Source organism: Paracoccus actinidiae (genome assembly GCF_030863885.1).
Lineage (GTDB): Bacteria > Pseudomonadota > Alphaproteobacteria > Rhodobacterales > Rhodobacteraceae > Paracoccus > Paracoccus everestensis.
On sequence record NZ_CP132956.1, the window covers coordinates 3207618 to 3231762 of the forward strand.

The following is a 24145-nucleotide window of genomic DNA, read 5'->3' on the forward strand; positions in this document are numbered from 1 at the left end:
TTTTACACCATCCCAGTCACGCCTTGTCTGCAAACAACCGGGTTAGCGGGATCTGACTTTTCACGAAGGGCGTCTTGATCACTACGAAGCTGAAATACTTGTCCACGCCCAAATCGCGGTCGATCAGCGCCTCGATGATGTTCTGGTAGTCCATGATGCCCGAGGTCACGAATTTCGCCAGGTAATCGTATCCCCCCGACACCAGGTGGCACTCAATGCAGCTGTCAATCCGTTCCAACGCTTCCTGGAAGCGTGCGAAATCGGGCGGGCGGTGGTTCTTCAACGTGAATTCGGTGAAGACCGTCAACGTCTCGCCCAGCTTTGCTACGTTGATCTGCGCGGCATAGCCGGTGATATATCCCGCCTGTTGCAGCTTCTTCACGCGCATCAGGCAGGGGGACGGGGACAGCGCCACGAGGTCGGCTAACTCGACATTGGTGATCCGGCCGTTCTTCTGCAGTTCAGCCAGGATCTTGACGTCGATGCGGTCCAGCTTCAGCGGCGGGTTCATGCGGTCTTCCTTCGGTAGGCGGCTTCCTTTTGCGGCAAATCCGGACGTCTGCCAAGCGGCGGCAAAATGGCAGGATCTGCCGTCCGCCTATGGCCCTGCGGCAGATAGGACTGGCGACTGCCCGCTAGGCTGGGGCACGACGACCGGAGAACGCCATGCCCGCCCCCCTTCTGCATATCCAGACCGCATCCGACCTGCCCGCCCAAGCCGATTGCGTGGTGATCGGCGGCGGCATCGCCGGGGTCTCCGCCGCCTACTGGCTGGCGCAGGCCGGACAAAGGGTGGTGCTGCTGGAAAAAGGGCGCGTGGGGGCGGAACAATCCAGCCGCAACTGGGGCTGGTGCCGCCAGCAGAACCGAGACGCGCGCGAACTGCCGCTGGCCACGCGCAGCCTGGAGCTGTGGGACCAGATGACCGCTGACCTTGGCCCCGGCCTGGGCTTCCGCCGTTGCGGGCTGTTGTATTTGACCGACAGTTCGGCGGAACTGGACGGCTGGGCCGCCTGGGGGCGTTTCGCGCGGGCTGAAGGCATCGACACACGGATCCTTTCCGCCGCCGAGGCCGCAGAACGGGGCCGCGCCACCGGCAAATCCTGGCTGGGCGGGGTCTGGTCGCCGACCGACGGCATTGCCGATCCGGCGAGCGCCGCGCCTGTGATCGCGCAAGGCATCGTCAAGCACGGCGGCCATGTGATCCAGTCCTGCGCCGCACGCGGGCTGGAATTGGAAGACGGCCGCGTGGCAGGCGTCGTGACGGAACGCGGCACGATCCGCACCGGCACGGTGGTCATGGCGGGCGGGGCCTGGGCAGGTAGCTTCCTGCATCAGCTGGGGATCACCTTCCCGCAGGCTTCGGTCCGCAGTTCGATCCTGTCGGTAAAGCCCGGCGCCGAAGGGCTGCCCGACGCTTTGCACACCGCCTCGGTATCCGCTACTCGTCGGGCCGATGGGGGCTATACGCTGGCCATCTCGGGGCGCGCGAATGTCGATCTGACCCCGTCGATGGTCCGGGGAAGCCGTCATTTTGTTCCGATGTTCGCCAAACGCTGGCGTGCGCTGCGGCCCGGTGGCTCGCAGGCCTGGCGTGCCGGGTTCGAGACGCGCAAACATTGGGCTCTCGACCACGAGACGCCGATGGAGCGGATGCGGATCCTTGACCCCCGGCCCTCGAAGGCGCTTGTGGATGAAACCCTGGCGCGTGCGCGACGCCTGCTGCCGGTGCTGCAAGGCATCCCAGTGCAGGCGTCCTGGGCAGGCTTCATCGACAGCACACCAGACGGGGTGCCCGTGATCGATGCCGATTGCGGCGTGCCGGGCCTGGTGCTGGCGGCGGGACTTTCCGGCCACGGCTTCGGGATTGGGCCAGGTGTGGGGCATCTTGTGGCCGACATGGTCTTGGGACGGACGCCCATCACTGATACCAAGCAATATCGCCTCGACCGTTTCAAAGGCAGCCAATGGGGCAAGGTCGCCAAGTTCTAGCCTCATGCGGCGAAACGCGTGATGCTGAAATCTTGCAGCGGCGTCTCGCAACGCCCGGTGGCGACCAGTTCCGCCATCGCGTCGCCCACGCCGGGACCAAGCTGGAAGCCGTGGCCGCAAAAGCCGAAGGCGTGGAACAGGCCAGGGGTGGTGCGCGATGCGCCCATGACCGGCAACCCGTCGCGGACATAGCCCTCGGCTCCCGACCACTGGCGGATTATCGCGACATGGCGCAGCGCAGGCACCAATTGAACCACCGCACACACTTGTGCGGGCAGGCGGGCAGGATCGGCATGGGCGCGTCCGTCGGGGCCAACCGCCACACGGTCCACCGCGCCGCCAAAGACCACGTTGCCGCGTTCGACCTGCCGCAGGTAGGCACCGTGATCCGCGGACCAGACACCCACCACCGGCAGGATGCGATGTGGCAGGGGCTCGGTCACGGCCATCTGCGGGCCGCGCACCTCGATTGGCACGGACTCCCCAAATTGCGCGGCCAGCGTTGCGCCGTTATAACCCGCGCAGTTGACCAGTTGGTCGGCATGGAACGTCCCGCGAGACGTCTCGACCGTGAAGCCCGGCTCGACCGACAGGACCTGCGCCTGGTCGACCACTACCGCGCCGGCGCGCGCGGCCGCATCAGCGAAGGCGGGCGCGATCAGCCGGGGATTAGCCGAGCCATCCTGCGGCGAGAAGGACGCGCCGATGGCATCGGGACCAAGACCTGGAAAGCGTTGCTGGATCTGGCTCGGGCCAAGCTCCTCAAGGTCTAGCCCCAAGGGGTGAGCATCCTCGGCAAAGCGGCGCATCAAGGCCAGGCCAGTTTCGTCAAAGATCAGCCGGAGGTGGCCCGTCGCGCGGAATTCCACATCGCGGTCCAGCAGCGACTCCAGCCGGTTCCATAATGCCAGCGAACGATGCGCCAGCGGCAGTTGAGGCAGGTAACGCCCGCTGCGACGGATATTGCCGAAGGATGCGACGGTGGCCCCTGCGCCGATGGAGCCTGTGTCGATCAGGGTCGTGGCAACGCCTCGGCGCGCCAGGAAGAACGTCGTGGCGCTACCCATCAATCCGCCGCCCAGAACGATCACAGACATTAGCCGCCCCTAAAAACCTTGTTCAAGGGAACGCCGGGGGGCATGAAGGGTCAAGGACGGGTTCTTGGGTGAACCATAAGCCTAACCTATGGGGTTGGAATGCGGGCAAGGCAGCTTGAGGTTTTCGTGGCGGTCATGCGCGCGGGCACGATCACTGCGGCTGCCCGGATGCTGAACATCTCGCAGCCCGCGCTCAGCCAGGTTCTGCTGCATGCTGAGGATGAACTGGGCTTTCCCCTGTTCACCCGCGAAAAGGGCCGCCTGCATCCTACGCCCGAGGCGCTGGAACTGCTGCCCGATGCTGAACGACTGTTCGGCGGGCTGGAAGGACTGCGCCGCAAAACCGCCGATCTGCGCCAAGGGCGGGCCGGGCTGGTGCGCATCGCGGCCTCGCCACCCCCGGCCATGTCGTTCCTGCCCGGCGTGCTGGCCGTCTATCGCAAAGCCTATCCCGATATCCTAGTGCGTGCCCATGTCGCCCCCGTCGCATCCTTGATCACCATGCTACGCACAGGCGATGCCATGCTGGCCCTTGCCCTAGACGATACCATGCCCCCCGATATTGAAGTCGAGCCGTTAGGGAGCACCTGCTTCACCTGTCTTTTGCCGCCGAACCACCCCTTTGCGGACCGTGAAGGGCTGAGACTTGCCGATTTGCAGGACCAGGCCCTGATCTCCTATCGCACGGCCACCCGCCCCCATCAGGAACTGTCCCAAGTGGCCCGTGCCCAAGGCTTGCGGTTCGAACCGGTCCTTGAAATCGACATGTCGATCACCGCCGTGGGCTTTGTGCAGGCGGGGCTGGGGATCGCGGTCGTTGATTCCCTGCTGCCTTGGGCGCAGTTTTTGGGCATCCGCCAATGCCCGCTGTTGGATGATGTGGCCTTGCCCTTGTCTCTACTGACGCTGAAGGGTCGCACGCTGTCGCGTGCGGAGACCCTGATGCGGGACACAATCCGAAAGCATAAGCCCTCCTTATAACCCGCGCCGCATTGCGTCTTGGACGCGGGCGGCCGCTTCTGGTTCCATCGTCCCGACCAATGAAGCGAGGGCAGCATGGACGGGACCGTCACGGACTGGAAGATCGGCGTCGATATCGGCGGCACCTTCATGGATTTCTGCGCGCTGGATGCGGTATCGGGTCGCGTCGCATCGCTGAAGGTGCTGACCACGCCCGACGATCCCGGCGCCGAACTGTTGGAAGGTCTGCGCCTGCTGGCCGAACGCGAGGGGTTGGACCCGACCACGGTCAGCCGCTTTGTCCACGGCACCACCGTCGGCATCAACACTATCATCCAGCGCAAAGGGGCAAAGCTGGCGCTGATCACCAATGCGGGCTTCGAGGACGTGATCGAACTCGCCCGCCTGCGGATGCCCGAGATGTATTCGCTATTCTGCCACCGCCCAGATCCGCTGGTTTCGCGCGACATGGTCTTCGGCATTCCCGCCCGGATGCGCGCCGATGGTCGGCAGACGGTTGCGCCGGATGATGCGGCCATCGCCGATGCCGTGGCCGCCGCGAAAGCCGCGGGCGCCGACGGCGTGATCGTCGCGCTGCTGCATTCCTGGCGCGACGGTTCGCAAGAAGCCATCGTCAAGGCGCGGATCGAAGCCCTTGCACCCGACCTGTTCGTCTTCGCGTCCTCCGAAGTCTGGCCGGTGATCCGCGAATACGAACGCACCTCCACCGCGATCCTGAACGGCTATGTCCATCCGCGCGTCGCAGGCTATCTGACGGCCTTGGAATCGCGGCTGGCCGGGCAGGGGGTTCCGGCCCGCGCCATGCTGACAAAATCGAACGGCGGGCTGATGACCGCCGTCGAGGGGCGGCGCGACTGCGTGTCGATGCTGCTGTCGGGCACGGCATCAGGCGTGATCGGCGCAAGCTGGCTTGCACGCCAAGCGGGCGAGGACCGGATCCTTACGCTGGACATCGGCGGCACCTCGGCCGATTTTGCGCTGATCGTGGACGGGCAGGTGCAGTTCGGTTCCGACGAGCTGATCGGAGAGTTTCCGCTGCATATCCCGTCCGTGTCCGTCAGTTCCATCGGCATGGGCGGCGGGTCGATTGCCAGCGTGGACGCGCAAGGGGTGTTGCGCGTGGGGCCGGAATCGGCGGGGTCGAACCCCGGTCCGGCCTGCTATGGGCGCGGGGGTGCGCGGGCCACGGTGACGGACGCGATGGCCGTCTGCGGCTGGCTGGGTCACAGCCAGATGGCCTATGGCCAGTTGCAAATGGACGTGGCGCTGGCCCGCCAGGCAGTCGGCGCCCTGGCCGCCCAGCTTGGCCGCATGCCCGAGGAGACGGCGCAGGCGATCCTGGACATCGCCATCTCCGAGATGTTCGTCGAGGTGGAAAAGCTGTCCTCCCGCGCAGGCGTCGATCTGCGGGACTTCGCTCTGATGCCCTTTGGCGGCGGCGGGCCGATGCTGGGGGGGTTCCTCGCGCGCGAACTGGGCATGAGCCGGGTCATCGCGCCGCGTCGTCCGGGCGTGGTGTCGGCGCTTGGTGGGCTGGTGTCCGATCTGCGCGGCGATTTCATCCGCACGGTCTTTGCCGATCTGGGCACGGATTTGACCGCGCCGTTCCGGGCACTGACTGATGACGGGCGCGCCTGGCTGGCAGCCCAAGGTCACCTTGGGGCCGCCGACCTGCGCCTGTCGGCCGACATGCGCTATGCCGGGCAAAGTTATGAAATCGAGGTCGATCTGGACCCCGCCTGGCTGACTGACCCGGCCCGCATTGCCCAGGCCTTTCACGCCACGCATCTGCGCATCTACGACTTCGACGACCCCGAAGGCCGGATCGAGATCGTGAACCTACGCCTGTCGGCCATCGGCGCAGGACCGAAGCCGGAATTCCCCGTGGAAACCGGCGATCCCGCCCCAGCGCGGCCTGCGCGCCATGTGCCGGTGCATCTGGGAGCCTGGCGGGACGTGGCCCTCTATGACCGCGCGGACCTGACCGGCGGCGCGACCTTCCACGGTCCCGCCATTGTGGCACAAGAGGACACCACCTTCGCCATCCCGGATGGCGCCACCGCCCGTGTGGACGACCACCTGAACATCCACCTGAGCTTTGCGGAGTAAACCCATGTTCGACAAGATGACTCTGCAGGTCTTGGCCAACCACGCCCGTGCCGCGGCCGAGAACATGGCCCATACGCTCCACCGCACGGCCCATTCCGCCTTTGTCAAGGAAACGCAGGACTTTACCGTCATGCTGATGGACCGGACGGGCGACACCTTCGCCGTGCCGATGGACCTGGGCGCGACCTGGTATCCGGGCCTGACCTATGGCCGGGCCATCGCCATGGTTGACGATTACCGCCCCGGCGACGTGGCTTTCACCAACGATCCCTATTCCGGCCATGTCGCGACCCATGCGCCCGACACCCACCTGTGGAAACCCGTCTTCGCGGAGGGCGAAATCGTCGCCTGGACCGGCGGGCATATCCACAACACCGACATGGGCGGGGCGGTGCCCGCGTCCCTGTCCCGGTCGCTGACCGAGATCCACCAGGAAGGCATCCGCTTTCCGCCGATGAAGCTGGTCAACGAAGGCGTCTTCGACGACCAGATCCTGCGGATCATGCAGACCAACGTGCGCAAGCCCGCGCTGAACATCGGCGACATCAAGGCCCTTGTCGGCGCGCTGAACACTGGCGAGCGCAAGGTGCAAGGGATGATCGCACGCTTCGGCAAGCAGGGCTTTGTGCAAGGCGTCGCCGCGCTGAAGGACCAGGCCGAGGCGCAGGCGCGCGACATCCTTCGCGCGATTCCCGATGGCGACTATCGTTTCGCCGATTACGCCGACGAGGACAGCGACCAGGCCAATCCCTGCCGGTTGAACCTGACCCTGAGGATTCGGGGCGACAGCGCGGTGCTGGATTTCACCGGATCGGACCCGCAGCTTGGCAGTTCGCTGAACGTGCCCTCAGGCGGGGATCCGCGCCATACCATCCTGCTGGTGGGGGTCTATTATGTGCTTTACACGCTGAACCCCCGCATCCTGCTGAATACCGGGCTGACGCGGCCCTTCACCTGCATCGCGCCGGAAGGCACGGTCCTGAACCCGGTGGCGCCCGCCGCCGTGGGGATGCGGTCGCTGACCTGCGCGCGGCTGCGGTCCGTGATCTTCGGAGCCTTCAGCCAGGCCATTCCTGACCAGATGCCCGCAGCACCGGCAGGCAACAACTGCATCATTAACGTGATGACACGGGACGAACGCACGCAAAAGACCGTCATCGCCGCCGTGAACCCGGTGGTCGGCGGCGGCGGCGGGATGCCTTGGCGTGACGGCACCAACGGGTCGGGGGCGGATGCAGCCTATCTGAAAAACACCCCCATCGAAATCACCGAGACCGAGGTGCCGGTGGAATTCGTCCGATACGGCCTGGCGCAGGACAGCGGCGGGGCGGGGCGCTGGCGCGGCGGGCTTGCGACCGAAATGGCCTTCCGCGTCTTCGCCCCGGATTCGCGCATCACCGCGCGCAACCGTGACCGCAGCTTTTTCCGTCCCTGGGGGATCCTGGGCGGCAAGGCGGCGGGCTTGGCCGAGATGGTCGTGAACCCCGGCACGCCCGAGGAACGGCGCACTGGGTCCGCCGACACTGCGATCCTTGGTCCCGGCGACGTGCTGATGGTCCGTTCCGCCGGTGGTGGCGGGCGCGGCAATCCCATGGACCGCGAGATCTGGCGGGTCGAACAGGACGTGGCGCGGGGCTATGTCTCGGCGGATGCGGCGCGGCGCGATTATGGCGTGGTGGTGGGCGACCCGCAGGCTACGGCGGCGCTGCGGGCACAGGCTGTGGCGCACAAGGGGCATTTCCATTTCGGTCCCGAACGTGACGGGTATGAGGTGCGCTGGACAGCCGCCGCCTATGACGCGCTGACGGCGATCCTGGCAAGCCTGCCGATCCACTGGCGCTTCTTCGCCAAGACCGAAATCTTCCGCCGCATGGACGGCAATGGCCCCGAGGCCGTTCGCCGTGCCTTCGATGCCGTCTGCGCGCGCTTTCCCGACCTGCCGCGCCGCGCCTTCGACCAGGCCGCGGAATGATGGGGCGACTGGTCCGTCTGGCGGAAACAGTCCGTCCGCCCGTGCCTTTTCGTTTCGACGGGCAGGACATGACGGGCCTTGCGGGCGATACGGTGCTGACCGCGATCCTGACAGGCGCGGGATCGCTGCGCCCGTCCGAGTTCGGGCCGGAACGGCGCGCGGGCTTTTGCCTGATGGGCGCCTGCCAGGACTGCTGGATCTGGGCCGAGGACGGATCGCGCCTGCGCGCCTGTTCGACCCCGCTGACGGCGGGGATGCGGCTGCTGTCCACCGCGCCCGAGGGGTGGCCCGCATGACGCGCGTGCTGGTCGTGGGGGCAGGGCCTGCCGGGATCCGCGCGGCGGAACGGCTGGTCCGGTCGGGGTTGCGGCCCATCGTGGTGGACGAAGGCGCGCGGGCGGGCGGCCAGATCTATCGGCGTCCGCCCGAGGGGTTCACTCGCCCGCCGGAAAAGCTCTATGGCTCCGAGGCTGGGAAAGCGCGGACGCTGCACGCGCTGTTCGACGGCATGGAGGCGGCGGGGCAGGTGGATTACCGCCCGCAATCCTCGGTTCATGCGATCCGCGACGGGGTGGCGCATGTCGGCGCGACACGGATCCCCTATGACCGGATGATCCTGGCTGTCGGGGCAACCGATCGGCTGGTCCCGGTTGAGGGCTGGCAGCGCGCGGGCGTCTTTTCCCTGGGTGCAGCCCAGATCGCGCTAAAGGCGCAAGGCGTGGCGCTTGGGCGGCGGATCGTGCTGGCGGGATCGGGGCCGCTGCTAACGCTGGTCGCCACGCAGCTTCTGGCGGCAGGCGCGGGGGTGGCGGCGGTGCTGGACACCGCAACTCTGACCCAGCAGGCGCAGGGCGGCACTGGCATGGCGCTGGCGCGTCCGGCGGTGACGGGGCGTGGGCTGGCAATGAGGGCGCGGCTCGGGCGGCTTTACCACGCGGGCGTCCGGCTGGACCGGATCGCCGAGGATGCGGTGCACTGGCGCGATGCCAAGGGCCGGGCGCAGGTCACGTCTTGTGATGCAGTTGCGCTTGGGTGGCACCTGCGGGCGGAAACGCAGCTGGCCGATCTGGCCGGGGCGCGCTTCGAATGGTCCGACATCTGGGCTCAATGGCTGCCGGCCGCGGATGAGATGGGCCGGGCGGGGCCGGACCTTTACCTTGCGGGCGACGGCCTGCGCATCCTGGGGGCAGATGGCGCCGAGGTGGCGGGCGCGCTTGCCGCCAATGCCTGCCTCAACGACATCGGGATCGCCACGCCCGACACGCCCGCGCTTCTCCGCCGCGCCCGCCGGTTGCAGCGCTTTGCCACGGCCATGGCACGGGCCTTTCCCTGGCCTTCGGACCAGCTTGATGCGCTGCCCGATGCCGCCGTTCTGTGCCGCTGCGAGGGCATCACCGTGGGCCAGATGCGCGAAGCCGCAGCCTTTGGCGGACCCGAGGCCAACCGCGTGAAATCGATGGGCCGCATCGGAATGGGGCGCTGCCAGGGCCGCTATTGCCAGCTTGCCGCCACCGATCTGATTGCCCGCTATGCCGGCCTTGCCCCGCAGGCCGTAGGCCGGTTGCGCGGCCAGCCTCCGGTGCGCCCGGTCCCCATCAGCGCGCTGCTGGACGACTGACGGCATAATCTTTCGCACGTGCGCGCCGCACGGCGATTTCTGCCGCCCGCCGCCGGCCTTCGGCACCTTACGCTTTGCACCGCGGGCCACGCTTGCCCCATCAGCCGAGGATGCCATGACCCTTGCCTTCGACCCCCTGTCCCTGATCCTGCCCAGCGGCCATTTTATCGACGGCGCCTATGTCGAGGGCGAGGCGCGGCTTGAGGTCCGCGCGCCATCGAACGGCCACGTGATCGGCGTGATCCCCGTGGCCGATGCGGCGATAGTGGACCGGGCGGTGACGGCGGCGCGCCGGGCGCTGAAAACCTCGGGGTGGGCGGGCCTTCACCCGCGCGACCGGCTTCATGCGCTGCACGCATGGGCCGACCTGATCGAGGCTGAGGCCGCGACACTCGCGCGGCTCGAGGCGATCTGTTCGTCCCGCCCCGTTGCGCTGGCGGCGACTGGCGACGTGGCTGTCACGGCGGAACAGATCCGCTTCTTCGCCGAGTTCGCCGACAAGGAGGGGGGCGATCTGGTGCCCACCGGCGCGGGCAGCTTTGGCTTCATCGCCGCCGAGCCTTACGGCGTGGTGGGCGCCATCGCGCCCTGGAACTTCCCGATCTCGATGGCGGGATGGAAGCTGGCCCCGGCTTTGGCCGCAGGCAATGCCGTGGTCTTGAAGCCGTCGGAGATGACGCCCTACTCGACGCTCTACATGGCCGAACTGGCGGTCAGGGCAGGGATCCCGGCGGGGCTGGTCAACATCGTACTGGGCGACGGGCCGGTCACCGGGGCAGCGATCACCGGCCATCTCGGCATCGACAAGATCAGCTTCACCGGATCGACCCGCGCGGGCGCGGCGATCATGGAAAACATCGCGCGCACTGGCATCAAGCCGATGACGCTGGAACTGGGCGGCAAAAGCCCGATGCTGGTCTTCGACGATGCCCACATCGACCTGACCGCTGACTGCCTGGAACGCGGCATCTTGCCCAATGCGGGCCAATTCTGCGTCGCCGGATCGCGCATGATCGTGCAGCGCGGCATTGCTGAGGCCTTGGCCGAACGGCTGGCCGACCGCTTTGCCAAGCCGCGTCCCGCGGCCACTTGGAGGGAGCAGCCCGGTTTCTCGCCCATCATATCGGAACCGCAACTGCGGCGCATCGACGGGATCGTGCAGGCGGCGCGGGCGCAAGGAGGCGAGATCCTTTGTGGCGGCAACCGCTTCGACCACGAAGGGAGCTTCTACCAGCCGACCCTGATCGGCGGAGTCACCGCAGACAACCCCGCTGTGACCGAGGAGATCTTCGGCCCCGTCGCTACCTTCCAAGTCTTCGACAGCGAGGACGAAGGCATGGCTCTCGCCAGCCACCCGTCCTACGGTCTTTGCGCCGGGCTGTTTACCCGCGACCTGTCCCGCGCGCTGCGCCTGACCCGGCAACTTGAGGCCGGGACTGTCTGGGTCAACCGCTATGGTCGGTCGCGCGACCATATCCTGCCGACCGGGGGCTGGAAGGCGTCGGGTCTTGGCAAGGACTTGGGACGCGAGGCATTTGCCGCGAACCGACGTACGAAATCGGTGCTGATCGACATCTGAAGGAGAAGACCATGACCGCCCACAAGATCGCGCTGATCCCCGGCGACGGCATCGGCGTCGATGTGACCGAGGCCACCATGCAGGTGCTGGACGCCGCCGCCGCCCGCTTCGGCTTCACGCTGGAACCGACCCGCTTCGACTGGTCCTGCGAGACCTATCTCGCCACTGGCCGGATGATGCCCGCGGACGGGATCGACCAGTTGCGCCCCTTCGATGCGATCTATCTGGGCGCGGTCGGCTGGCCCGCCACGGTGCCGGACAGCGTGTCGCTGCATGGACTGCTGCTGCCGATCCGCAAGGCCTTCGACCAGTACGCCAATATCCGCCCGCATCGGCTGCTGCCCGGCGTAGAAGGTCCGCTGAAGGCGCAAGGCTTCGACATCCTCTGCATCCGGGAAAACACCGAGGGCGAATATTCCGGCGCCGGTGGCCGCGTCCACCAGGGCCGCGACAACGAGGTTGCTGTGGAAACCGCGATTTTCACCCGCAAGGGGGTCGAGCGCATCATCCGCTTCGGGTTCGAGCAAGCGCGAGCGCGACGCGGGCATCTCACCTCGGTCACGAAATCCAATGCGCAGAAATACTCGATGGTCTTCTGGGACGAGGTGACGCGAGAACTGGCCGCCGAATATCCCGATGTGACCGTCAGCCACATGCATATTGACGCAATGGCCGCCAAGATGGTGATGGCCCCGCAGGATCTGGACGTGGTCGTGGCGTCCAACCTGTTCGGCGATATCCTGACCGACTTGGGTGCGGCGATCCAGGGGGGCCTGGGCTTTGCGGCCTCGGCCAATATCTGCCCCGACCGAAGCGGCCCGTCGATGTTCGAACCCGTCCACGGATCGGCCCCCGACATCGCAGGCAGGAACATCGCCAACCCGATCGCCGCGATCTGGTCGGGCGCGATGATGCTGGAACATCTGGGCGAAAAGTCCGCTGCCGATGCGGTGCTGGCCGCCCTCGAAGCGGCCACCAGAAAAGGTATCGGCATCTGCCCTGGCTCCCACGGGACGGATGCCATCACGGCGGCCGTCCTTGCCGCACTGGAGGAATGACCATGAATCATATGACCGCACAGTCCGACATCCGCACCATGTTGAAGGATCCCGACCTGTTTCGGCAGGCGGCGCTGATCGACAGCCAGTGGATCCATCGCCCCGACATCGAGGTGACGAACCCCGCAACCGGCCGCGCCATGGGCACCATGCCCGACTGCACGGCCGAGGAAACCGCGCAAGCCATCATCGCCGCCGAACGCGAGATGGTGGCTTGGCGCAAGCGCACCCATGCGGAACGCGCAGACCTGCTGATGGCCTGGTATCAGTTGATGCTGGATCATGCGGACGATCTGGCCCAAATCCTGACGGCCGAACAGGGCAAGCCCCTGGCCGAGGCACGAGGCGAGGTCGTCTATGGCGCGTCCTTCCTTCGCTGGTTCGCCGAGGAAGCGCGGCGGATCAACGGCAAGATCATCCCCTCGCCCGTGCCGGGCAAGAAGGTCTTTGCCATGAAGGAACCCGTAGGCGTTTGTGCGATTATCACGCCCTGGAACTTCCCCATCGCAATGATCACCCGCAAGGTAGCGCCGGGCTTGGCGGCGGGCTGCACGATGGTCGTGAAGCCGTCGGACTTCACGCCTTATTCCGCATTGGCACTTGGCGTTCTGGCGGAACGCGCGGGGATCCCGGCGGGCGTCATCAACATCCTGACCGGCCGGCCCGAGATCATCGGTGCCACGCTGACCGCCAGCCCAGTGGTGCGCAAGCTGTCCTTTACCGGGTCCACCCGCGTTGGCGCCCTGCTGGCAGAGCAATGCGCGCCGACTTTGAAGCGCATGTCCCTGGAACTAGGCGGCAACGCGCCCTTCATCGTCTTCGACGACGCCGACCTGGACGCGGCGGTCGAGGGCGCGATGTTGTCCAAGTTCCGCAATGGCGGGCAGACCTGCGTTTGCGCGAACCGCATCCTGGTGCAATCGGGCATCCACGACGACTTTGTGGCAGCGTTGGCCGCGCGCGTCGATGCGCTGCGCGTGGGTCCGGGCACGGCAGAGGGCACGACGATCGGCCCGATGATCAACGGTGCCGCCATCGCCAAGATCCGCGCCCATTTGGACGACGCATTATCCAAGGGTGCAACCCGCGCCACGGCGGCGCGCGACCTACCGGATGCCTATGCTGACCCGGTGGTGCTGGTCGGTGCCACGACAGACATGCAGCTTGCTTCCGAGGAAACTTTCGGTCCCGTCGCCCCAATCTTCCGCTTCGAGACCGAGGAGCAGGCCTTGGCTATCGCCAACGGCACGCCCTTCGGCCTTGCCGCCTATTTCTTCACCCGCGACATCTCGCGCGCGTTCCGCATGGGAGAGGCCTTGGAGTTTGGTCTGATCGGCCTGAATACCGGCGCGGTCAGCCATGCGGAAACCCCCTTCGGAGGCGTCAAGACATCCGGTCTGGGACGCGAGGGGGCGCAGGAAGGAATCGAGGAATATCTGGAAACCAAGGCGTTCCATTTCGGCGGGCTGTAAGGCCTGCCGTCACAGCGTCAAACACAGTCGATAGGCATCCAGGATTGAGGCGTGCAGGTCGCGGCTTGCGACCGCATCTCCGATCCGGTGCAGGACGAAACCATCGGCTGGGTTGCGCAACTCGGTGAACAACTCGTCCAACGGCAGCGTGCCGTGTTCCACCACCACCTGCGCGGTGTCCAGACTGCGTTCCGCCCCGGTCATCTCGTTGCGCAAGATCGCCCGCAACCCGTTGCCCTGCCGCTCCACCCGAACTAGACCGTGATCGGTCAGGGTGGCGATGCCCGCCTCGTAAAACCGTTTGCGAAAGCTGCTGGCGTCCTGGTAGGGCATCTCGACCGCGGGTACCGCATCGGGGGTGGCGAATGTCACCGTCCGGCCTTGCGCCAGCTTCAGCGCGCAGGATGCCGCCGCCTGCCGCCCAGTGCCGTCATAGACCAGGATCTCGCCCTGCGGCGGAACTTCTCCGCCCAGAAGATCCCAGGTGCTATGGCAAAGCTCAGAACCGTCCAGCCAGTCCAGGTCAGGAATGCCACCCGTGGCGATGATGACGATGTCGGGGGCCTCGGCTAGGATGTCTGCGGGTTCGGCCCAAGTGTTCAGGCGGACCTCGACCCCCAGCCGGTCCAGTTCCGCTTGCCGCCATTCGGTGACGCCCAGCAGGTCCCGCCGCCCCGGAGCCTGGGCGGCAATCAGGATTTGCCCGCCAAGGCGTGGGGCGGCCTCGATGAGGGTAACGCGGTGACCGCGCTCGGCCAGGACGCGCGCGGCCTCCATCCCCGCTGGGCCGCCGCCCACCACAATGGCGCTTCGCCGCGTCAGGGCAGGGGGAATGGCATGGCCCAGCGTGGTTTCGCGCGTGGTGGCGGGGTTATGGACGCAATGAGCCTTGCGATACAGGCAATAGGACGCGCCGACGCAGGGACGGATGCGGTCTTCTTGCCCTGCGGCGATCTTATTCACCAGATGAGGATCGGCAATATGAGCGCGCGTCATGCCGACCAAATCCGCGATCCCCTCGCGCAGCACATGCCGGGCTGTCGCCACGTCGCGGATGCCGCCTGCGTGCAGGACGGGCAGCGACACCGCCTGCCGGAACGCCTTGATATGCGCCAGATAAGGGGCGGAGGGCTGGAACATGCCGGGCATGTTGTCCTCGGTCAGCAGCAGGTCGCTATCCATTCGGCCATAGATGCAGTCGAACAGGTCCACATGACCTTCGGATTGCAGCATTTGCGCGATTTCAAGTGCCTCGTCGGCGTTCAGCCCGTCCGTGCCGCCTTCGTCAACGACATAGCGGATGCCCACCACGAAATCGTCGCCTACGGCCTGCCGGATCGCCGCGTGTGCCATCAGTACGAAGCGCGCGCGATTTGCCACTGACCCGCCAAAGCCATCTGTGCGCCGGTTGGTGCGCGGCGATAGGAACTGGCCAATCAGGTGCCCGCCCGTCAGTGTCTGGATCCCGTCCAGCCCCGCCTGCTGGCAGCGTCGGGCGGCGGCGGCAAAATCGGCGATCACCCGGTCGATATCGTCGCGGTCCATTTCTTTTGGAAAGCTGCGGGTCCGGGTTTCGCGCACCCGTGATGGCGCAATGGCGGGCAACCAAGCCCCGCCAAGCGCCGTCGCCCGCCGCCCCAGATGCGAGATCTGGCACATGATCGCCGCGTTATGGACATGGATCCGGGCCGCCATCGCCGCCAGATGCGGAATGACCGCGTCAGTAGCCAGGTTCAGCTGCCCCCCGCCCCAGCTGGAATCCCTCGACACCATCGCGGATCCGCCGATCATCGTCAGTGCGACCCCGCCCTTGGCCTTTTCTTCGTGATAGGCCTGATAGCGTTCCCCCGGCATCCCACCATCATCCAGCATCGAAGCATGGCTGGTGCTGACGATCCGGTTCTTCAGAACCAGCCCTTTCAGCCGGAACGGATCGAGCAACGGGTCGGCGATGCGGGACGCGGGAGCGGTCATCTGCATAAAAATAGTCCTGGCGATTTCCGCCAAACCTGCCTTGGCGCGGGGCATCCGGGAAGCTTGATAATTCGAATTGGGGGTATACGCTGGCGGCATGACCCCGCCGCTTCGCCTTGCTGCACCCCGCACCCTGTTCGTCTTCGAGGCCGCCGCCCGTACTGGCAGCTTTTCGGCGGCGGCGCGCGAGTTCAACGTGACGCAACCCTCGGTCAGCCGCGCCATCGCGCAGCTCGAAGCAGAACTGGGCCTGCGCCTGTTCGACCGCGTCCCAACTGGCACTGCACTGACAATGGACGGGCAGCGCATCTTTGACGCCGTCTCTCAAGGCTTCACCGGCATCGCTGCGGCCGTTGCTGATACACAGGAACAACTTGCCCGCACACGCGTGACACTGTCCTTCTCAAGCTCCTTTGCGACCCACTGGCTGCTTCCCCGGCTACGAAGCTTCAACACGGCTTTTCCGGGGATGGAGTTGCGCTTGGATCTGGCCCAGGGAATGCTGGGCGATCCGCCTGCCCATGCCGATATCGCCACCCGGATCGTGCGCGACGATGACCCGCGCTATCACATCTGGCCCTTCGCGCCCGAGGTTATTATGCCCGTTTGCAGCCCCGGCTATCTAATGGAACGGGGACCGTTGATGGATGATCCATCGTGCCATGTCTTCTTGAACCTTGATGACGAGCACGAGGTTCATTGGCAAAGGTTTCTCGACCGACGCTTCATCAGGCCGGGGCAGTGGCATAGCTTTTCTGATTACTCCGTGATCTTGCAGGCGGCCGAGCGGGGGGAGGGGATTGCCCTTGGCTGGGTCAGCGTTGTATCGCGCGCGCTACGCGAGGGAACAATGGTCGCGGCATCGGACAAGGTACTGCAGACGGGCCGCTATCATTCGCTCATCGCACCCAGATTGAAGCCTTTGTCTCCGTTGATCCCGCGGATCTGCAATTGGCTGACCGAGCAGATGGCGGAGGATCTGGCAGCGATCGGACTGTGCGCTGTCAGGACATCGCCGGCTTCGTTCGCCACGCAGAAGTGAACCAAAGCCACGATCATGATGACTGGCGACCCTATGCCAATGCGGCTGTCCGGCCTTCCACGATCAGGTGCGGCAGACCTTTCGAATACGGCTCGATGCGCGCCTCGACGTCGCAGACCTGTCGAAGCAGTGCCGGGATGATGACCTGGCGGTCGGACCGGCGACGATGATCGATATCTACCTGCGCTCGACAATGGGCGAGACCGATCTTCCTGCCATGCCGGTTCCGGTGGATTACGTCCTGAGCCGACGTAAGGAGGGTAGGGCCTTAGCTCGATGCTAAAGAGACCAGCACAAGAAAAACCCCCTCTGCATCTGCATGGGGGTTTGTTCGTCTAAAGACCGGGATGGCTTTGGCTCAGCAGCCGCGCGCAATTCGCCCAATGTCGCCACGAGCAAGGCCAATGTCGTTAAGTTCGCGATCGGACAGGTTGTTAAGTTCGCGACGGGTCAGGCGGGCATCGTTCCACGCGGACAGCATCGAGAAGAGGTTCGCAACAACATTGCCAACTCCACCGACAGCAGCACTGCGGTTCATTTCCATCGTCGACATGTTCATCACCTGTTTCAAAAGTGCCCGACCACTGGGCAATCGCTTCATGAACCAAGATATAGATTGTGCATTTGCAGAAACGTAGCCGTAAGATTGGCAAAGCCGCTATGCCTGAAATGCAAGTCAACACTTACATGGCTGCAGGAATCATCCAGGTTGCCAAGTGCTGCATTGCAGCACCCCGACCTTCATTTGGACTTTTTAGGGATGATGAGGCGATAGCGACATAGAAGCTATACGCTTCATCGATCTCACCCTTGCATCTACGGCGTGATCGGCGCCTTTGCACTGACCCAGAACCTATTCATCATCGCCATCGGGCTGCGCATCGGGGCCATGTATGTGCGGTCCATGACCATCATGCTGGTCGAGAAAGGCACGCTGGCCCAGTATCGCTATCTGGAACACGGCGCCTCCTATGCCATCATTGCACTGTCGGTGATCATGTTCCTGCAATCCTTTATCCATATCCCCGAGGTCATCACCGGCCTAGGCGGCGCGGCGCTGATCGGCGTCTCCCTGTGGTCGTCGATCCGCTGGAACAAAAGGTCCGCCCAGGCAGGCGAGTGAAAGGAAACCGGCCGCGAAGCAAACCGCGGCCGAGGTCTGTTGGGCCCAACCAAGGACTGTGACGAACCACCTTCCTTTATCTAACAAGTGAAGAAACGAAGGTTCGCCAATGCTGCCTTCAAGGAGAGAAAATGAACACGCAACCAAAGGCTGTCACTGAACAGGGATTCAACATCCACACCAAGGGCGTTTATCCAATTGCCGCCACACCGTTTCATCTTGATCTGTCAGTGGATTGGGAAAGCCTGGACCGGCTGACCGATTTCTACGAGGCGTCTGGCGCCACCGGCATTACCATCCTGGGCATCCTGGGCGTCCTGGGCGAAGCAGGCAAGCTTGCTCCCGAGGAAAGCCGGGAAATTGCGGGTCGCGTCATTCGTCGAACCAGACTGCCCATTGTGGTGGGGTTTCCAACCCCAGCTTTACGGCAATGGAGCGACTGGCGAAGGAGTCGATGGATCTCGGTGCGGCCGGCGTCATGATTGCAGGTCATGCCGGCCTTCGCTCGGATGAACAGATTGCCGCCCATTTCCGCAACGCAGTCGAGGCAATCGGGCCTGATACTCCCTGGGCCTTGCGGGACTATCCCCTGACCTTGTCGGTGGTTCTCTCGGTGCCGATGATTGCGCGCATTATGAACGAGCATCCATCCTGCGTGATGTTGAAGGCCGAGGATTGGCCACAACTTGAGAAGCTATCCACCATCCGGGCTTGGCAGAACGACGGGAAAATGCCTGCTTTCTCAATCCTGACGGCGAATGGTGGGCTGTTCCTCGATTTCGAGCCGGAGCGCGGTTCGGATGGGGCCATGACGGGATATGCATTCCCCGATGCTTTGGTCGAGATGGATGCGCTTCATCGCCGGGGCGAACGCGATGCCGCACATGATCTCTTCGACGCGCATCTCCCAATGATCCGCATGGAGCAGCAGGCAGGGATAGGTTTAGCAGTGCGCAAATACCTGCTGATGCAGCGTAGTGCGATTGCTTGCGATATTCAGCGAAAGCCGGGCACCGTCCTGACACCACAGGGACGATTGGAAATCGACTATCTCCTTGAACGGCTCGCCCGGAAAGATGCCCGGGCGCGGATGTAACCTGTCCCGTATTCAGCCCTATGAAAAAACTAAGGGTAGAACGGCTTCGCAAGTTCTTCGGCTATTCCATAACACCCTATACATCCGCGGCATCCCACGGCTTCACTGGGTGGCCTCCTACGGCAGCATCCGATCGCAGATAGCTTCGGCTGTTTCTGCCACAACCTTGCGCGCCTCCTCTGCGGATAGGCTTGCCACGTCGAAGAGCGCGATCATGGCCTCTGCGCCTGTTGCCATGCCGAGTGCGGCGGCAAGGGAGCGTGCCTGTTCGGGACGGATGTCTGTCTCGCTCTCCAGGGCACGCATGAAGGCCTGAATGCGGCGGGCGCCACGACGCGGGGTTCTGCCGCCCTGCGACTGCGCGCTCGCCTGAAGGTTCAGGCCAAGATAGATGCGGAAAGCCATCTCGTTCGCCACCGCCAGGTCGAAGAAGTAAAGGCTGATGGCAACCAGCCGGTCACGCAGGGTGGCAGCGTCTCCGACGATCTCCTTATAGGGTGCCGCCTTCAGGTGCAGTCCCGCCTCGGCGGCCAGAAGCGCGGGATCCGAGAAGTAGCGGTAGGCAGAGGCCTTCGAGATGCCCGCCTCGCGCGCGGCCGCCATGACCGTCAGGGCCTCGCCGCGCGTCAGGAGCGTGCGTGCCGCGTCCAGCAAGGCCGTCCGTGTTCTGTTCTTCTGATCTTCCCGCTGCGCCACGGCCACCTCACGAGACAAATGTCTTGCTAGAATCATCGTCTATTTATAAGACGCCTGTCTCATAATTGGCAACCAACAGAAGGACCAGGCCATGACCGCTTCCCGAACCTACGACGCAATGGGCATCCTCTTCAGGTTTCATGCTTTTCCAGCCGAGACGATGGGCAAGTTCTGCCTGGTCGAGGCCATGGTGCCGCCTGGCCTGGGCGCGCCGCCCAACCACCACGCGGGCGAGACCGAGGCCTTCTACGTGCTGGACGGCGAGATCGCGTTCACGCTTGCGGGTGAAACGCAACAGGTCCCGAGGGGCGGCTTTGTCTCCGTCCCAGACGGGGCCGTGCATTCCTTCCAGGCTGTCGGCTCCGAGCCTGCGCGCCTCCTGATCATCAATGCGCCGGGCTACATGCACGAGGCGTTCTTCACCCGGACCGGCCACCCGGTTGCTGATGCCACCATCGCCTCGCAACCCCAGGACGGGCCGCCGGACGTTGCTCGGATCCTCTCCGTTGCCGCCGATGTCGGCATGGTCATCGTGCCGCCAACAGATGCGGTGCAGTGAGAGATTTGTAGGGAGGAAGAGGGGCAGGGGCCTTGGCCCTTAGAGGCGCGCGAACTGCGGGAGAGCAATCAAGAATGAACCGGCATCGGATAAAAGCCACACCATCATAACCGATGGTGAGACTGCAATGTGTCGCCGGTTTCCTTGTCCGGGCCAGGACCTTGATGGCGACCGGCTTGTTCCGGCGTTTTGAAGCATGAAGTCCAAGGTCTTCTGCTTCCGCGTAGAAGTCAGTCAAAAGCGCGACCAGCTGGTGCCAGGACATCGATCCGAAAGGTTGAGAAACAATCCGTCCGCTCCGTGACAAGCCCATTTGCAAGCAGGTCAACAGCTTCCGTGCCCGTGAGCGTCTCGTCCGTAGGGCCCGTCCAGTTCACCGCGATGATGGGGCCTGCTGCGCTCTCGTTCAGCCACTGGCTCAGGGACGCGATTTCCTTTGGTGTCATGAAGTACAGCACCTCCGACAGCAGGACGAGGTCAGGCCGCATCTTTGGCAGGTCTCCGGGCGCGCTGCCTTCCAAGACCTCCACCTGCGCAAACTCGCCAAGACTATGGCGAGCCGCACCGGCTGCGGCGGGAATGCACTCCATTGCGGTCAGGCGCCGGCAGCGGGGCGCAAGACGGCGGGCCAGTTCGCCATTGCCGCAGCCGATCTCGAGGGCGTTCTCAAATGGACCAGGCCCAATTGCCGCCAGGGTGGCTTCGTACTTGGCTGCCTCATAAGGACTGGCGCGATGGTTCCAGGGATCCTCGCTTGCCGCATATAGCCCGGCTAAGTGAGCGAGGGTTTCGCTACGCGGCAATGATGATCTCCGGGTGCATGAGGAAGTGCTCCTGCCGCCAGGCTTCCATGACAAAGCCTTCGGGGTCATCATCGATCAAGGGCGTCATCTGGCTGCGATGGCAGGCCAATGCCCGCCTCTTCGCGTCACGCGCGGCACTTGACGCCATGATTGGTCTTGCCCGGGCTGTGAGGTTCGTGAAGCGGCCCCAGATCGGATAGTAGGCAAGCACGACGTCCGGCCTGGCCATCTTTTGTGCAAGCTGCGCCACGCTTTGATGATCGACATGCGGATCACCCTCCCACGTCGCCAGCAGCAGCGCATCCTGCGGGATCAGAGGGGAGATGTCCGCATCCCTCTGCACCTGACAGTCTCGATGGCCCAGCCAGTGCATCGCTGCTCCCAGGATCGCAACGGCGGCCTCAAGCTCACGTCGGCGCTCTTCGGCAAGCCGTTCAGCGGGCCATTTTGTGGATTTTGGGTGCGACCGGCTGCCGTCGGTGACGCAGATCACGCTGCAGGACGCCCCTTGGGCTGCTGCATCAACCAAGAGGGCTCCACAGCCCAATGTCTCGTCATCAGGATGGGGGGCAAGCACGACCAGGGATCGGCCTCCAAGCAGTTCGTCCACGGTGATGGGATCACCAAGGTGCTGGAGAAAGTCGTTCATCCGATCCATCTTTCGCGCAGAAAAGGCGTTTCGAGGATGCGCGCCATGGCACCCAGGGCCAGGCCATCGGGATTGGCCTGGCGGATATAGAAGCTGAGGTCACGGCGAATGCGATCGGCGGGATGGGCTGTCGCAAAGGATGCTGCACCAAGGGCCTGATCCATGGCGTTCATCAGCGCAACTGCTGCCTCGGCGGTCAAGAGCCGTGCCAGGATCGAGGCCTCTGCATCCTCAGGGGAGGCATCGGACCGTTCAACGGCAAGCGCAGCCTGCCAAAGCCACAATCGTACTGTCTCACAGGCCGTCACCATGCCGCGCAGGCGCATGGCCTGCAGGGGCGCCGCCTGCTGCTGGCGACGCTCCAGGTGTTCAGTCGTGATCGCTGTCAGAGCCCGCATTGCGCCAAGCTGCACGGCAGCATAGCGCCACACACCGCCCTGGAAGTGCGGCTCGATCAAATAGTCTCCGGGCCCGCCAATCCAGACAGCCTCGGCCGCGGAAAGCCCGTCCAGATTGCAGCGCCCCGAGGCGGTCGCCTGCATTCCCGACACTTGCCATTCCATGGGAAAGAGCCGCCCTTCCAATTGAGCGCGGCTGAAGAGCAGAAGTTGCAGCTGGTCTTCTGCCTTTGCGGTGACAATGACATGATCAAGCACATCCGCACCGCTGGCAAAAAGCTTCTGTCCTCGAAGTATTCCGTCATCGATCCTGACCGGGTCAGGGCCGTCGGCGCCCCAGATGCCAAGCAAGCCGCTTGGTCTCTCGCCGGAGCCATAAAGGTCGAGCAGCTTGATTGCGTTCACATGGCCTTCAAAGATCCTGCCGGCTGACAGGTTCGCCCTTCCCAGGGCCACCAAGGCATCGAACAGCTCGCCCGTGGAAAGACGGGCATCCAGCAGTCCCCCCTGTCTCAGCGCGGCGGCCAGGGCTCGGCCCGAGGGGCCATCGTTTCCGTCACACGGTGCCTCTGTGACAAGCCGCGCTGCACGTCCAATATCGGTCATGCCGCCTGCTCCTGGTGCAGCAACAGCTGCGGGCGAACCGTCTCGTTGACCAACCCTTCCAGAGCTGGCAGTCCCGCCTCCAGGTCGGAGGCCCGCAGCCGGGGGCCAACAGGATGGGCACGGCTGGGGAAGGGCAGGATGCACCCGCCAAATGCTCGATCCCACAGATCAGCCAGAAGATGCACCGGCAGCATCGACTGATCTGCCAGGGGATCCTCGTCCTGCATGCGATGACGCAGGGCTTCCGCCATGCCGCCTTCTGCGCGGCCGTGGAGTCTGCCTGAAACGGTAGCCTTCATCTCCTCAGCGTAACGAACAGTCAGGCCATGCACCTCGGCACGATGCACCAGGGCACGGTCCTCGCTGGAGCGAACCCAGGGCAAGCCACCAATCGCTTGATAGCAATCAGCGCGGATCGCCAGGGAGGCTCCTGACTCGATATAGTGCGGCTGTTGGGCTCCCTGCCGCGCCGTCAGAACGTCGATGGCATTGCACCTCGGCACGATGCACCAGGGCACGGTCCTCGCTGGAGCGAACCCAGGGCAAGCCACCAATCGCTTGATAGCAATCAGCGCGGATCGCCAGGGAGGCTCCTGACTCGATATAGTGCGGCTGTTGGGCTCCCTGCCGCGCCGTCAGAACGTCGATGGCATGACGCAGCTCGTGCTGGAGGTTGGCATAGGCCGCCTCCGCCGCTGTTACCCGTCGTCCGGTGGATGTGGCAAGAACATGACGGCAGTCCGCATCGATCCTGCCGCACACCACGTCAGCACCAGAATGGGCGGCGCTGAGTGCCGCGGCGATCCAGTGGGGGTCAGGCGCTGCATCTCCGTCCGTGGTCAGGATCAGGGCACCTGCACGTGTGGCGAGGTCCATCGCCTTACGCCGCGCAATTCCGGCATGGGCATCCGCAAACTCGATCTCGTGCAACTCCAGACGAAGCGAAGGATGGACAAAAGACCGGACGATCTCACTGCTGTGATCGGTGCAGTTGTTGGCAAGGAGGACAACCGTCACGCCAAGAGGGGATCGTATCGCTGACGCGGCCAAGGCGCGCAACAGCTGTGGCAATCGCTTGGCTTCGTTTCTGACAGGAACTGCAACAATGATCTGCGTGAGGGCAGGGCGATCATCGGCTGCAATCATGCTCAAGACTGATCCATCCCTGATTGGCCCTTATGATCCCCAGCCAAACTTCGGAACACTTTCGAAGTTCCGCAGGCGCGGACGCGGTTTTGCCTCCGCCTGATCCAATCCCTCCTCGCGTGCAGGCATTCTGAGAAGGTCTCGTGGCAAAGGAAAAGGAAGAAGGGGCGCCATG

Annotated in this window: 24 protein-coding genes and 1 pseudogene; 15 read left to right on the top strand and 10 right to left on the bottom strand. The window is 64.6% G+C overall.

The window, feature by feature from the left end:
* Positions 1 to 16: 16 nt before the first annotated feature.
* A complete protein-coding gene (locus Q5701_RS15890) occupies positions 17 to 511 on the bottom strand; it encodes an Lrp/AsnC family transcriptional regulator (protein WP_306751981.1) in 495 nt (164 codons plus the stop codon).
* Between the two features lie 155 nt (positions 512 to 666).
* Between Q5701_RS15890 and Q5701_RS15895 the strand changes: the two genes are divergently transcribed.
* Entirely contained in the window at positions 667 to 1992 is a 1326-nt protein-coding gene (locus tag Q5701_RS15895; protein WP_306751983.1) for an NAD(P)/FAD-dependent oxidoreductase, read from the top strand.
* A gap of 2 nt (positions 1993 to 1994) precedes the next feature.
* Here the strand turns inward: Q5701_RS15895 and Q5701_RS15900 are convergent, their stop codons facing one another.
* The gene (locus Q5701_RS15900; RefSeq protein ID WP_306751985.1) at positions 1995 to 3089 is read right to left on the bottom strand and encodes an NAD(P)/FAD-dependent oxidoreductase; all 1095 of its coding nucleotides are present in this window, start codon (positions 3087 to 3089) and stop codon (positions 1995 to 1997) included.
* A gap of 99 nt (positions 3090 to 3188) precedes the next feature.
* Here Q5701_RS15900 and Q5701_RS15905 point away from each other — a divergent pair, with 99 nt between their 5' ends.
* The 8 genes from Q5701_RS15905 to Q5701_RS15940 all read left to right on the top strand — a co-directional run bounded on the left by Q5701_RS15905 (position 3189) and on the right by Q5701_RS15940 (position 13878).
* The gene (locus Q5701_RS15905; RefSeq protein ID WP_306751986.1) at positions 3189 to 4070 is read left to right on the top strand and encodes a LysR family transcriptional regulator; all 882 of its coding nucleotides are present in this window, start codon (positions 3189 to 3191) and stop codon (positions 4068 to 4070) included.
* Positions 4071 to 4145: 75 nt separating this feature from the next.
* Positions 4146 to 6179, top strand: a complete 2034-nt coding sequence (locus Q5701_RS15910; protein WP_306751987.1) for a hydantoinase/oxoprolinase family protein — start codon at positions 4146 to 4148, stop codon at positions 6177 to 6179.
* A 4-nt stretch (positions 6180 to 6183) separates the two neighbouring features.
* Positions 6184 to 8151, top strand: a complete 1968-nt coding sequence (locus Q5701_RS15915; protein WP_306751988.1) for a hydantoinase B/oxoprolinase family protein — start codon at positions 6184 to 6186, stop codon at positions 8149 to 8151.
* Positions 8148 to 8447: a (2Fe-2S)-binding protein gene (locus Q5701_RS15920; protein ID WP_306751989.1), complete on the top strand. Its 300-nt coding sequence runs from the start codon at positions 8148 to 8150 to the stop codon at positions 8445 to 8447. The genes Q5701_RS15915 and Q5701_RS15920 overlap by 4 nt, the downstream gene beginning before the upstream one ends.
* Positions 8444 to 9769, top strand: a complete 1326-nt coding sequence (locus Q5701_RS15925) for an NAD(P)/FAD-dependent oxidoreductase (RefSeq protein WP_306751990.1) — start codon at positions 8444 to 8446, stop codon at positions 9767 to 9769. Before Q5701_RS15920 ends, Q5701_RS15925 begins: the two co-directional genes overlap by 4 nt.
* 115 nt (positions 9770 to 9884) lie before the next feature.
* Complete coding sequence (locus Q5701_RS15930) at positions 9885 to 11348, top strand: aldehyde dehydrogenase family protein (protein ID WP_306751991.1); 1464 nt, start codon at positions 9885 to 9887, stop codon at positions 11346 to 11348.
* A gap of 11 nt (positions 11349 to 11359) precedes the next feature.
* A complete protein-coding gene (locus tag Q5701_RS15935) occupies positions 11360 to 12406 on the top strand; it encodes a tartrate dehydrogenase (protein ID WP_306751993.1) in 1047 nt (348 codons plus the stop codon).
* Positions 12407 to 12408: 2 nt separating this feature from the next.
* Complete coding sequence (locus tag Q5701_RS15940) at positions 12409 to 13878, top strand: NAD-dependent succinate-semialdehyde dehydrogenase (RefSeq protein ID WP_373568560.1); 1470 nt, start codon at positions 12409 to 12411, stop codon at positions 13876 to 13878.
* Positions 13879 to 13887: 9 nt separating this feature from the next.
* On the opposite strand, the gene Q5701_RS15945 is transcribed toward Q5701_RS15940, so the two are convergent.
* Positions 13888 to 15852, bottom strand: a complete 1965-nt coding sequence (locus Q5701_RS15945; protein ID WP_306751995.1) for an NADH:flavin oxidoreductase — start codon at positions 15850 to 15852, stop codon at positions 13888 to 13890.
* 97 nt (positions 15853 to 15949) lie between these two features.
* Between Q5701_RS15945 and Q5701_RS15950 the strand changes: the two genes are divergently transcribed.
* Complete coding sequence (locus tag Q5701_RS15950) at positions 15950 to 16894, top strand: LysR substrate-binding domain-containing protein (RefSeq protein ID WP_306751997.1); 945 nt, start codon at positions 15950 to 15952, stop codon at positions 16892 to 16894.
* 358 nt (positions 16895 to 17252) lie between these two features.
* Here Q5701_RS15950 and Q5701_RS15955 read toward each other — a convergent pair whose 3' ends face one another.
* Positions 17253 to 17495, bottom strand: coding sequence for a DUF1127 domain-containing protein (locus tag Q5701_RS15955; protein ID WP_373568561.1), 243 nt, complete (start codon positions 17493 to 17495; stop codon positions 17253 to 17255).
* A 219-nt stretch (positions 17496 to 17714) separates the two neighbouring features.
* On the opposite strand from Q5701_RS15955, the pseudogene Q5701_RS15960 reads away from it, so the two are divergent.
* The 3 genes and pseudogenes from Q5701_RS15960 to Q5701_RS15970 form a co-directional block, all read left to right on the top strand.
* A pseudogene (locus Q5701_RS15960) lies at positions 17715 to 18017 on the top strand (DUF475 domain-containing protein); the annotation flags it as partial.
* 131 nt (positions 18018 to 18148) lie between these two features.
* Complete coding sequence (locus Q5701_RS15965) at positions 18149 to 18499, top strand: dihydrodipicolinate synthase family protein (protein WP_306751998.1); 351 nt, start codon at positions 18149 to 18151, stop codon at positions 18497 to 18499.
* Positions 18472 to 19113 carry a dihydrodipicolinate synthase family protein gene (locus Q5701_RS15970; RefSeq protein ID WP_306751999.1) on the top strand — a complete coding sequence of 214 codons (642 nt, stop codon included), beginning with the start codon at positions 18472 to 18474 and terminating at the stop codon, positions 19111 to 19113. The genes Q5701_RS15965 and Q5701_RS15970 overlap by 28 nt, the downstream gene beginning before the upstream one ends.
* Before the next feature lie 117 nt (positions 19114 to 19230).
* Here Q5701_RS15970 and Q5701_RS15975 read toward each other — a convergent pair whose 3' ends face one another.
* A complete protein-coding gene (locus tag Q5701_RS15975; protein ID WP_306752001.1) occupies positions 19231 to 19845 on the bottom strand; it encodes a TetR/AcrR family transcriptional regulator in 615 nt (204 codons plus the stop codon).
* A gap of 55 nt (positions 19846 to 19900) precedes the next feature.
* Here Q5701_RS15975 and Q5701_RS15980 point away from each other — a divergent pair, with 55 nt between their 5' ends.
* The gene (locus Q5701_RS15980) at positions 19901 to 20368 is read left to right on the top strand and encodes a cupin domain-containing protein (protein ID WP_306752002.1); all 468 of its coding nucleotides are present in this window, start codon (positions 19901 to 19903) and stop codon (positions 20366 to 20368) included.
* 230 nt (positions 20369 to 20598) lie between these two features.
* Here the strand turns inward: Q5701_RS15980 and Q5701_RS15985 are convergent, their stop codons facing one another.
* Genes Q5701_RS15985 through Q5701_RS15995 form a run of 3 tightly spaced genes read right to left on the bottom strand, consistent with a single transcriptional unit; the run spans position 20599 to position 22383 of the window.
* On the bottom strand, positions 20599 to 21171 hold the full coding sequence (locus Q5701_RS15985; protein WP_306752004.1) for an SAM-dependent methyltransferase: 573 nt from the start codon (positions 21169 to 21171) through the stop codon (positions 20599 to 20601).
* Positions 21161 to 21820, bottom strand: a complete 660-nt coding sequence (locus Q5701_RS15990; RefSeq protein WP_306752005.1) for a PIG-L deacetylase family protein — start codon at positions 21818 to 21820, stop codon at positions 21161 to 21163. Before Q5701_RS15990 ends, Q5701_RS15985 begins: the two co-directional genes overlap by 11 nt.
* Entirely contained in the window at positions 21817 to 22383 is a 567-nt protein-coding gene (locus Q5701_RS15995; protein ID WP_306752006.1) for an acyl-CoA dehydrogenase family protein, read from the bottom strand. Before Q5701_RS15995 ends, Q5701_RS15990 begins: the two co-directional genes overlap by 4 nt.
* A gap of 81 nt (positions 22384 to 22464) precedes the next feature.
* On the opposite strand from Q5701_RS15995, the gene Q5701_RS16000 reads away from it, so the two are divergent.
* Complete coding sequence (locus tag Q5701_RS16000) at positions 22465 to 22650, top strand: hypothetical protein (protein ID WP_306752007.1); 186 nt, start codon at positions 22465 to 22467, stop codon at positions 22648 to 22650.
* Between the two features lie 170 nt (positions 22651 to 22820).
* Here Q5701_RS16000 and Q5701_RS16005 read toward each other — a convergent pair whose 3' ends face one another.
* Both Q5701_RS16005 and Q5701_RS16010 read right to left on the bottom strand, forming a co-directional pair.
* A complete protein-coding gene (locus Q5701_RS16005) occupies positions 22821 to 23075 on the bottom strand; it encodes a hypothetical protein (RefSeq protein WP_306752008.1) in 255 nt (84 codons plus the stop codon).
* A gap of 154 nt (positions 23076 to 23229) precedes the next feature.
* A complete protein-coding gene (locus Q5701_RS16010; RefSeq protein WP_306755431.1) occupies positions 23230 to 23970 on the bottom strand; it encodes a glycosyltransferase family 2 protein in 741 nt (246 codons plus the stop codon).
* Positions 23971 to 24145: the final 175 nt, after the last annotated feature.

Coding starts and splice junctions, on each gene's coding strand:
- Q5701_RS15890 (WP_306751981.1), bottom strand. CDS start 511: ATGAACCCGCCGCTGAAGCTGGACCGCATCGACGTCAAGATCCTGGCT.
- Q5701_RS15895 (WP_306751983.1), top strand. CDS start 667: ATGCCCGCCCCCCTTCTGCATATCCAGACCGCATCCGACCTGCCCGCC.
- Q5701_RS15900 (WP_306751985.1), bottom strand. CDS start 3,089: ATGTCTGTGATCGTTCTGGGCGGCGGATTGATGGGTAGCGCCACGACG.
- Q5701_RS15905 (WP_306751986.1), top strand. CDS start 3,189: ATGCGGGCAAGGCAGCTTGAGGTTTTCGTGGCGGTCATGCGCGCGGGC.
- Q5701_RS15910 (WP_306751987.1), top strand. CDS start 4,146: ATGGACGGGACCGTCACGGACTGGAAGATCGGCGTCGATATCGGCGGC.
- Q5701_RS15915 (WP_306751988.1), top strand. CDS start 6,184: ATGTTCGACAAGATGACTCTGCAGGTCTTGGCCAACCACGCCCGTGCC.
- Q5701_RS15920 (WP_306751989.1), top strand. CDS start 8,148: ATGATGGGGCGACTGGTCCGTCTGGCGGAAACAGTCCGTCCGCCCGTG.
- Q5701_RS15925 (WP_306751990.1), top strand. CDS start 8,444: ATGACGCGCGTGCTGGTCGTGGGGGCAGGGCCTGCCGGGATCCGCGCG.
- Q5701_RS15930 (WP_306751991.1), top strand. CDS start 9,885: ATGACCCTTGCCTTCGACCCCCTGTCCCTGATCCTGCCCAGCGGCCAT.
- Q5701_RS15935 (WP_306751993.1), top strand. CDS start 11,360: ATGACCGCCCACAAGATCGCGCTGATCCCCGGCGACGGCATCGGCGTC.
- Q5701_RS15940 (WP_373568560.1), top strand. CDS start 12,409: ATGAATCATATGACCGCACAGTCCGACATCCGCACCATGTTGAAGGAT.
- Q5701_RS15945 (WP_306751995.1), bottom strand. CDS start 15,852: ATGACCGCTCCCGCGTCCCGCATCGCCGACCCGTTGCTCGATCCGTTC.
- Q5701_RS15950 (WP_306751997.1), top strand. CDS start 15,950: ATGACCCCGCCGCTTCGCCTTGCTGCACCCCGCACCCTGTTCGTCTTC.
- Q5701_RS15955 (WP_373568561.1), bottom strand. CDS start 17,495: ATGAAGCGATTGCCCAGTGGTCGGGCACTTTTGAAACAGGTGATGAAC.
- Q5701_RS15965 (WP_306751998.1), top strand. CDS start 18,149: ATGAACACGCAACCAAAGGCTGTCACTGAACAGGGATTCAACATCCAC.
- Q5701_RS15970 (WP_306751999.1), top strand. CDS start 18,472: ATGGATCTCGGTGCGGCCGGCGTCATGATTGCAGGTCATGCCGGCCTT.
- Q5701_RS15975 (WP_306752001.1), bottom strand. CDS start 19,845: ATGATTCTAGCAAGACATTTGTCTCGTGAGGTGGCCGTGGCGCAGCGG.
- Q5701_RS15980 (WP_306752002.1), top strand. CDS start 19,901: ATGACCGCTTCCCGAACCTACGACGCAATGGGCATCCTCTTCAGGTTT.
- Q5701_RS15990 (WP_306752005.1), bottom strand. CDS start 21,820: ATGAACGACTTTCTCCAGCACCTTGGTGATCCCATCACCGTGGACGAA.
- Q5701_RS15995 (WP_306752006.1), bottom strand. CDS start 22,383: ATGGAATGGCAAGTGTCGGGAATGCAGGCGACCGCCTCGGGGCGCTGC.
- Q5701_RS16000 (WP_306752007.1), top strand. CDS start 22,465: ATGATCAAGCACATCCGCACCGCTGGCAAAAAGCTTCTGTCCTCGAAG.
- Q5701_RS16005 (WP_306752008.1), bottom strand. CDS start 23,075: ATGGCGGAAGCCCTGCGTCATCGCATGCAGGACGAGGATCCCCTGGCA.
- Q5701_RS16010 (WP_306755431.1), bottom strand. CDS start 23,970: ATGATTGCAGCCGATGATCGCCCTGCCCTCACGCAGATCATTGTTGCA.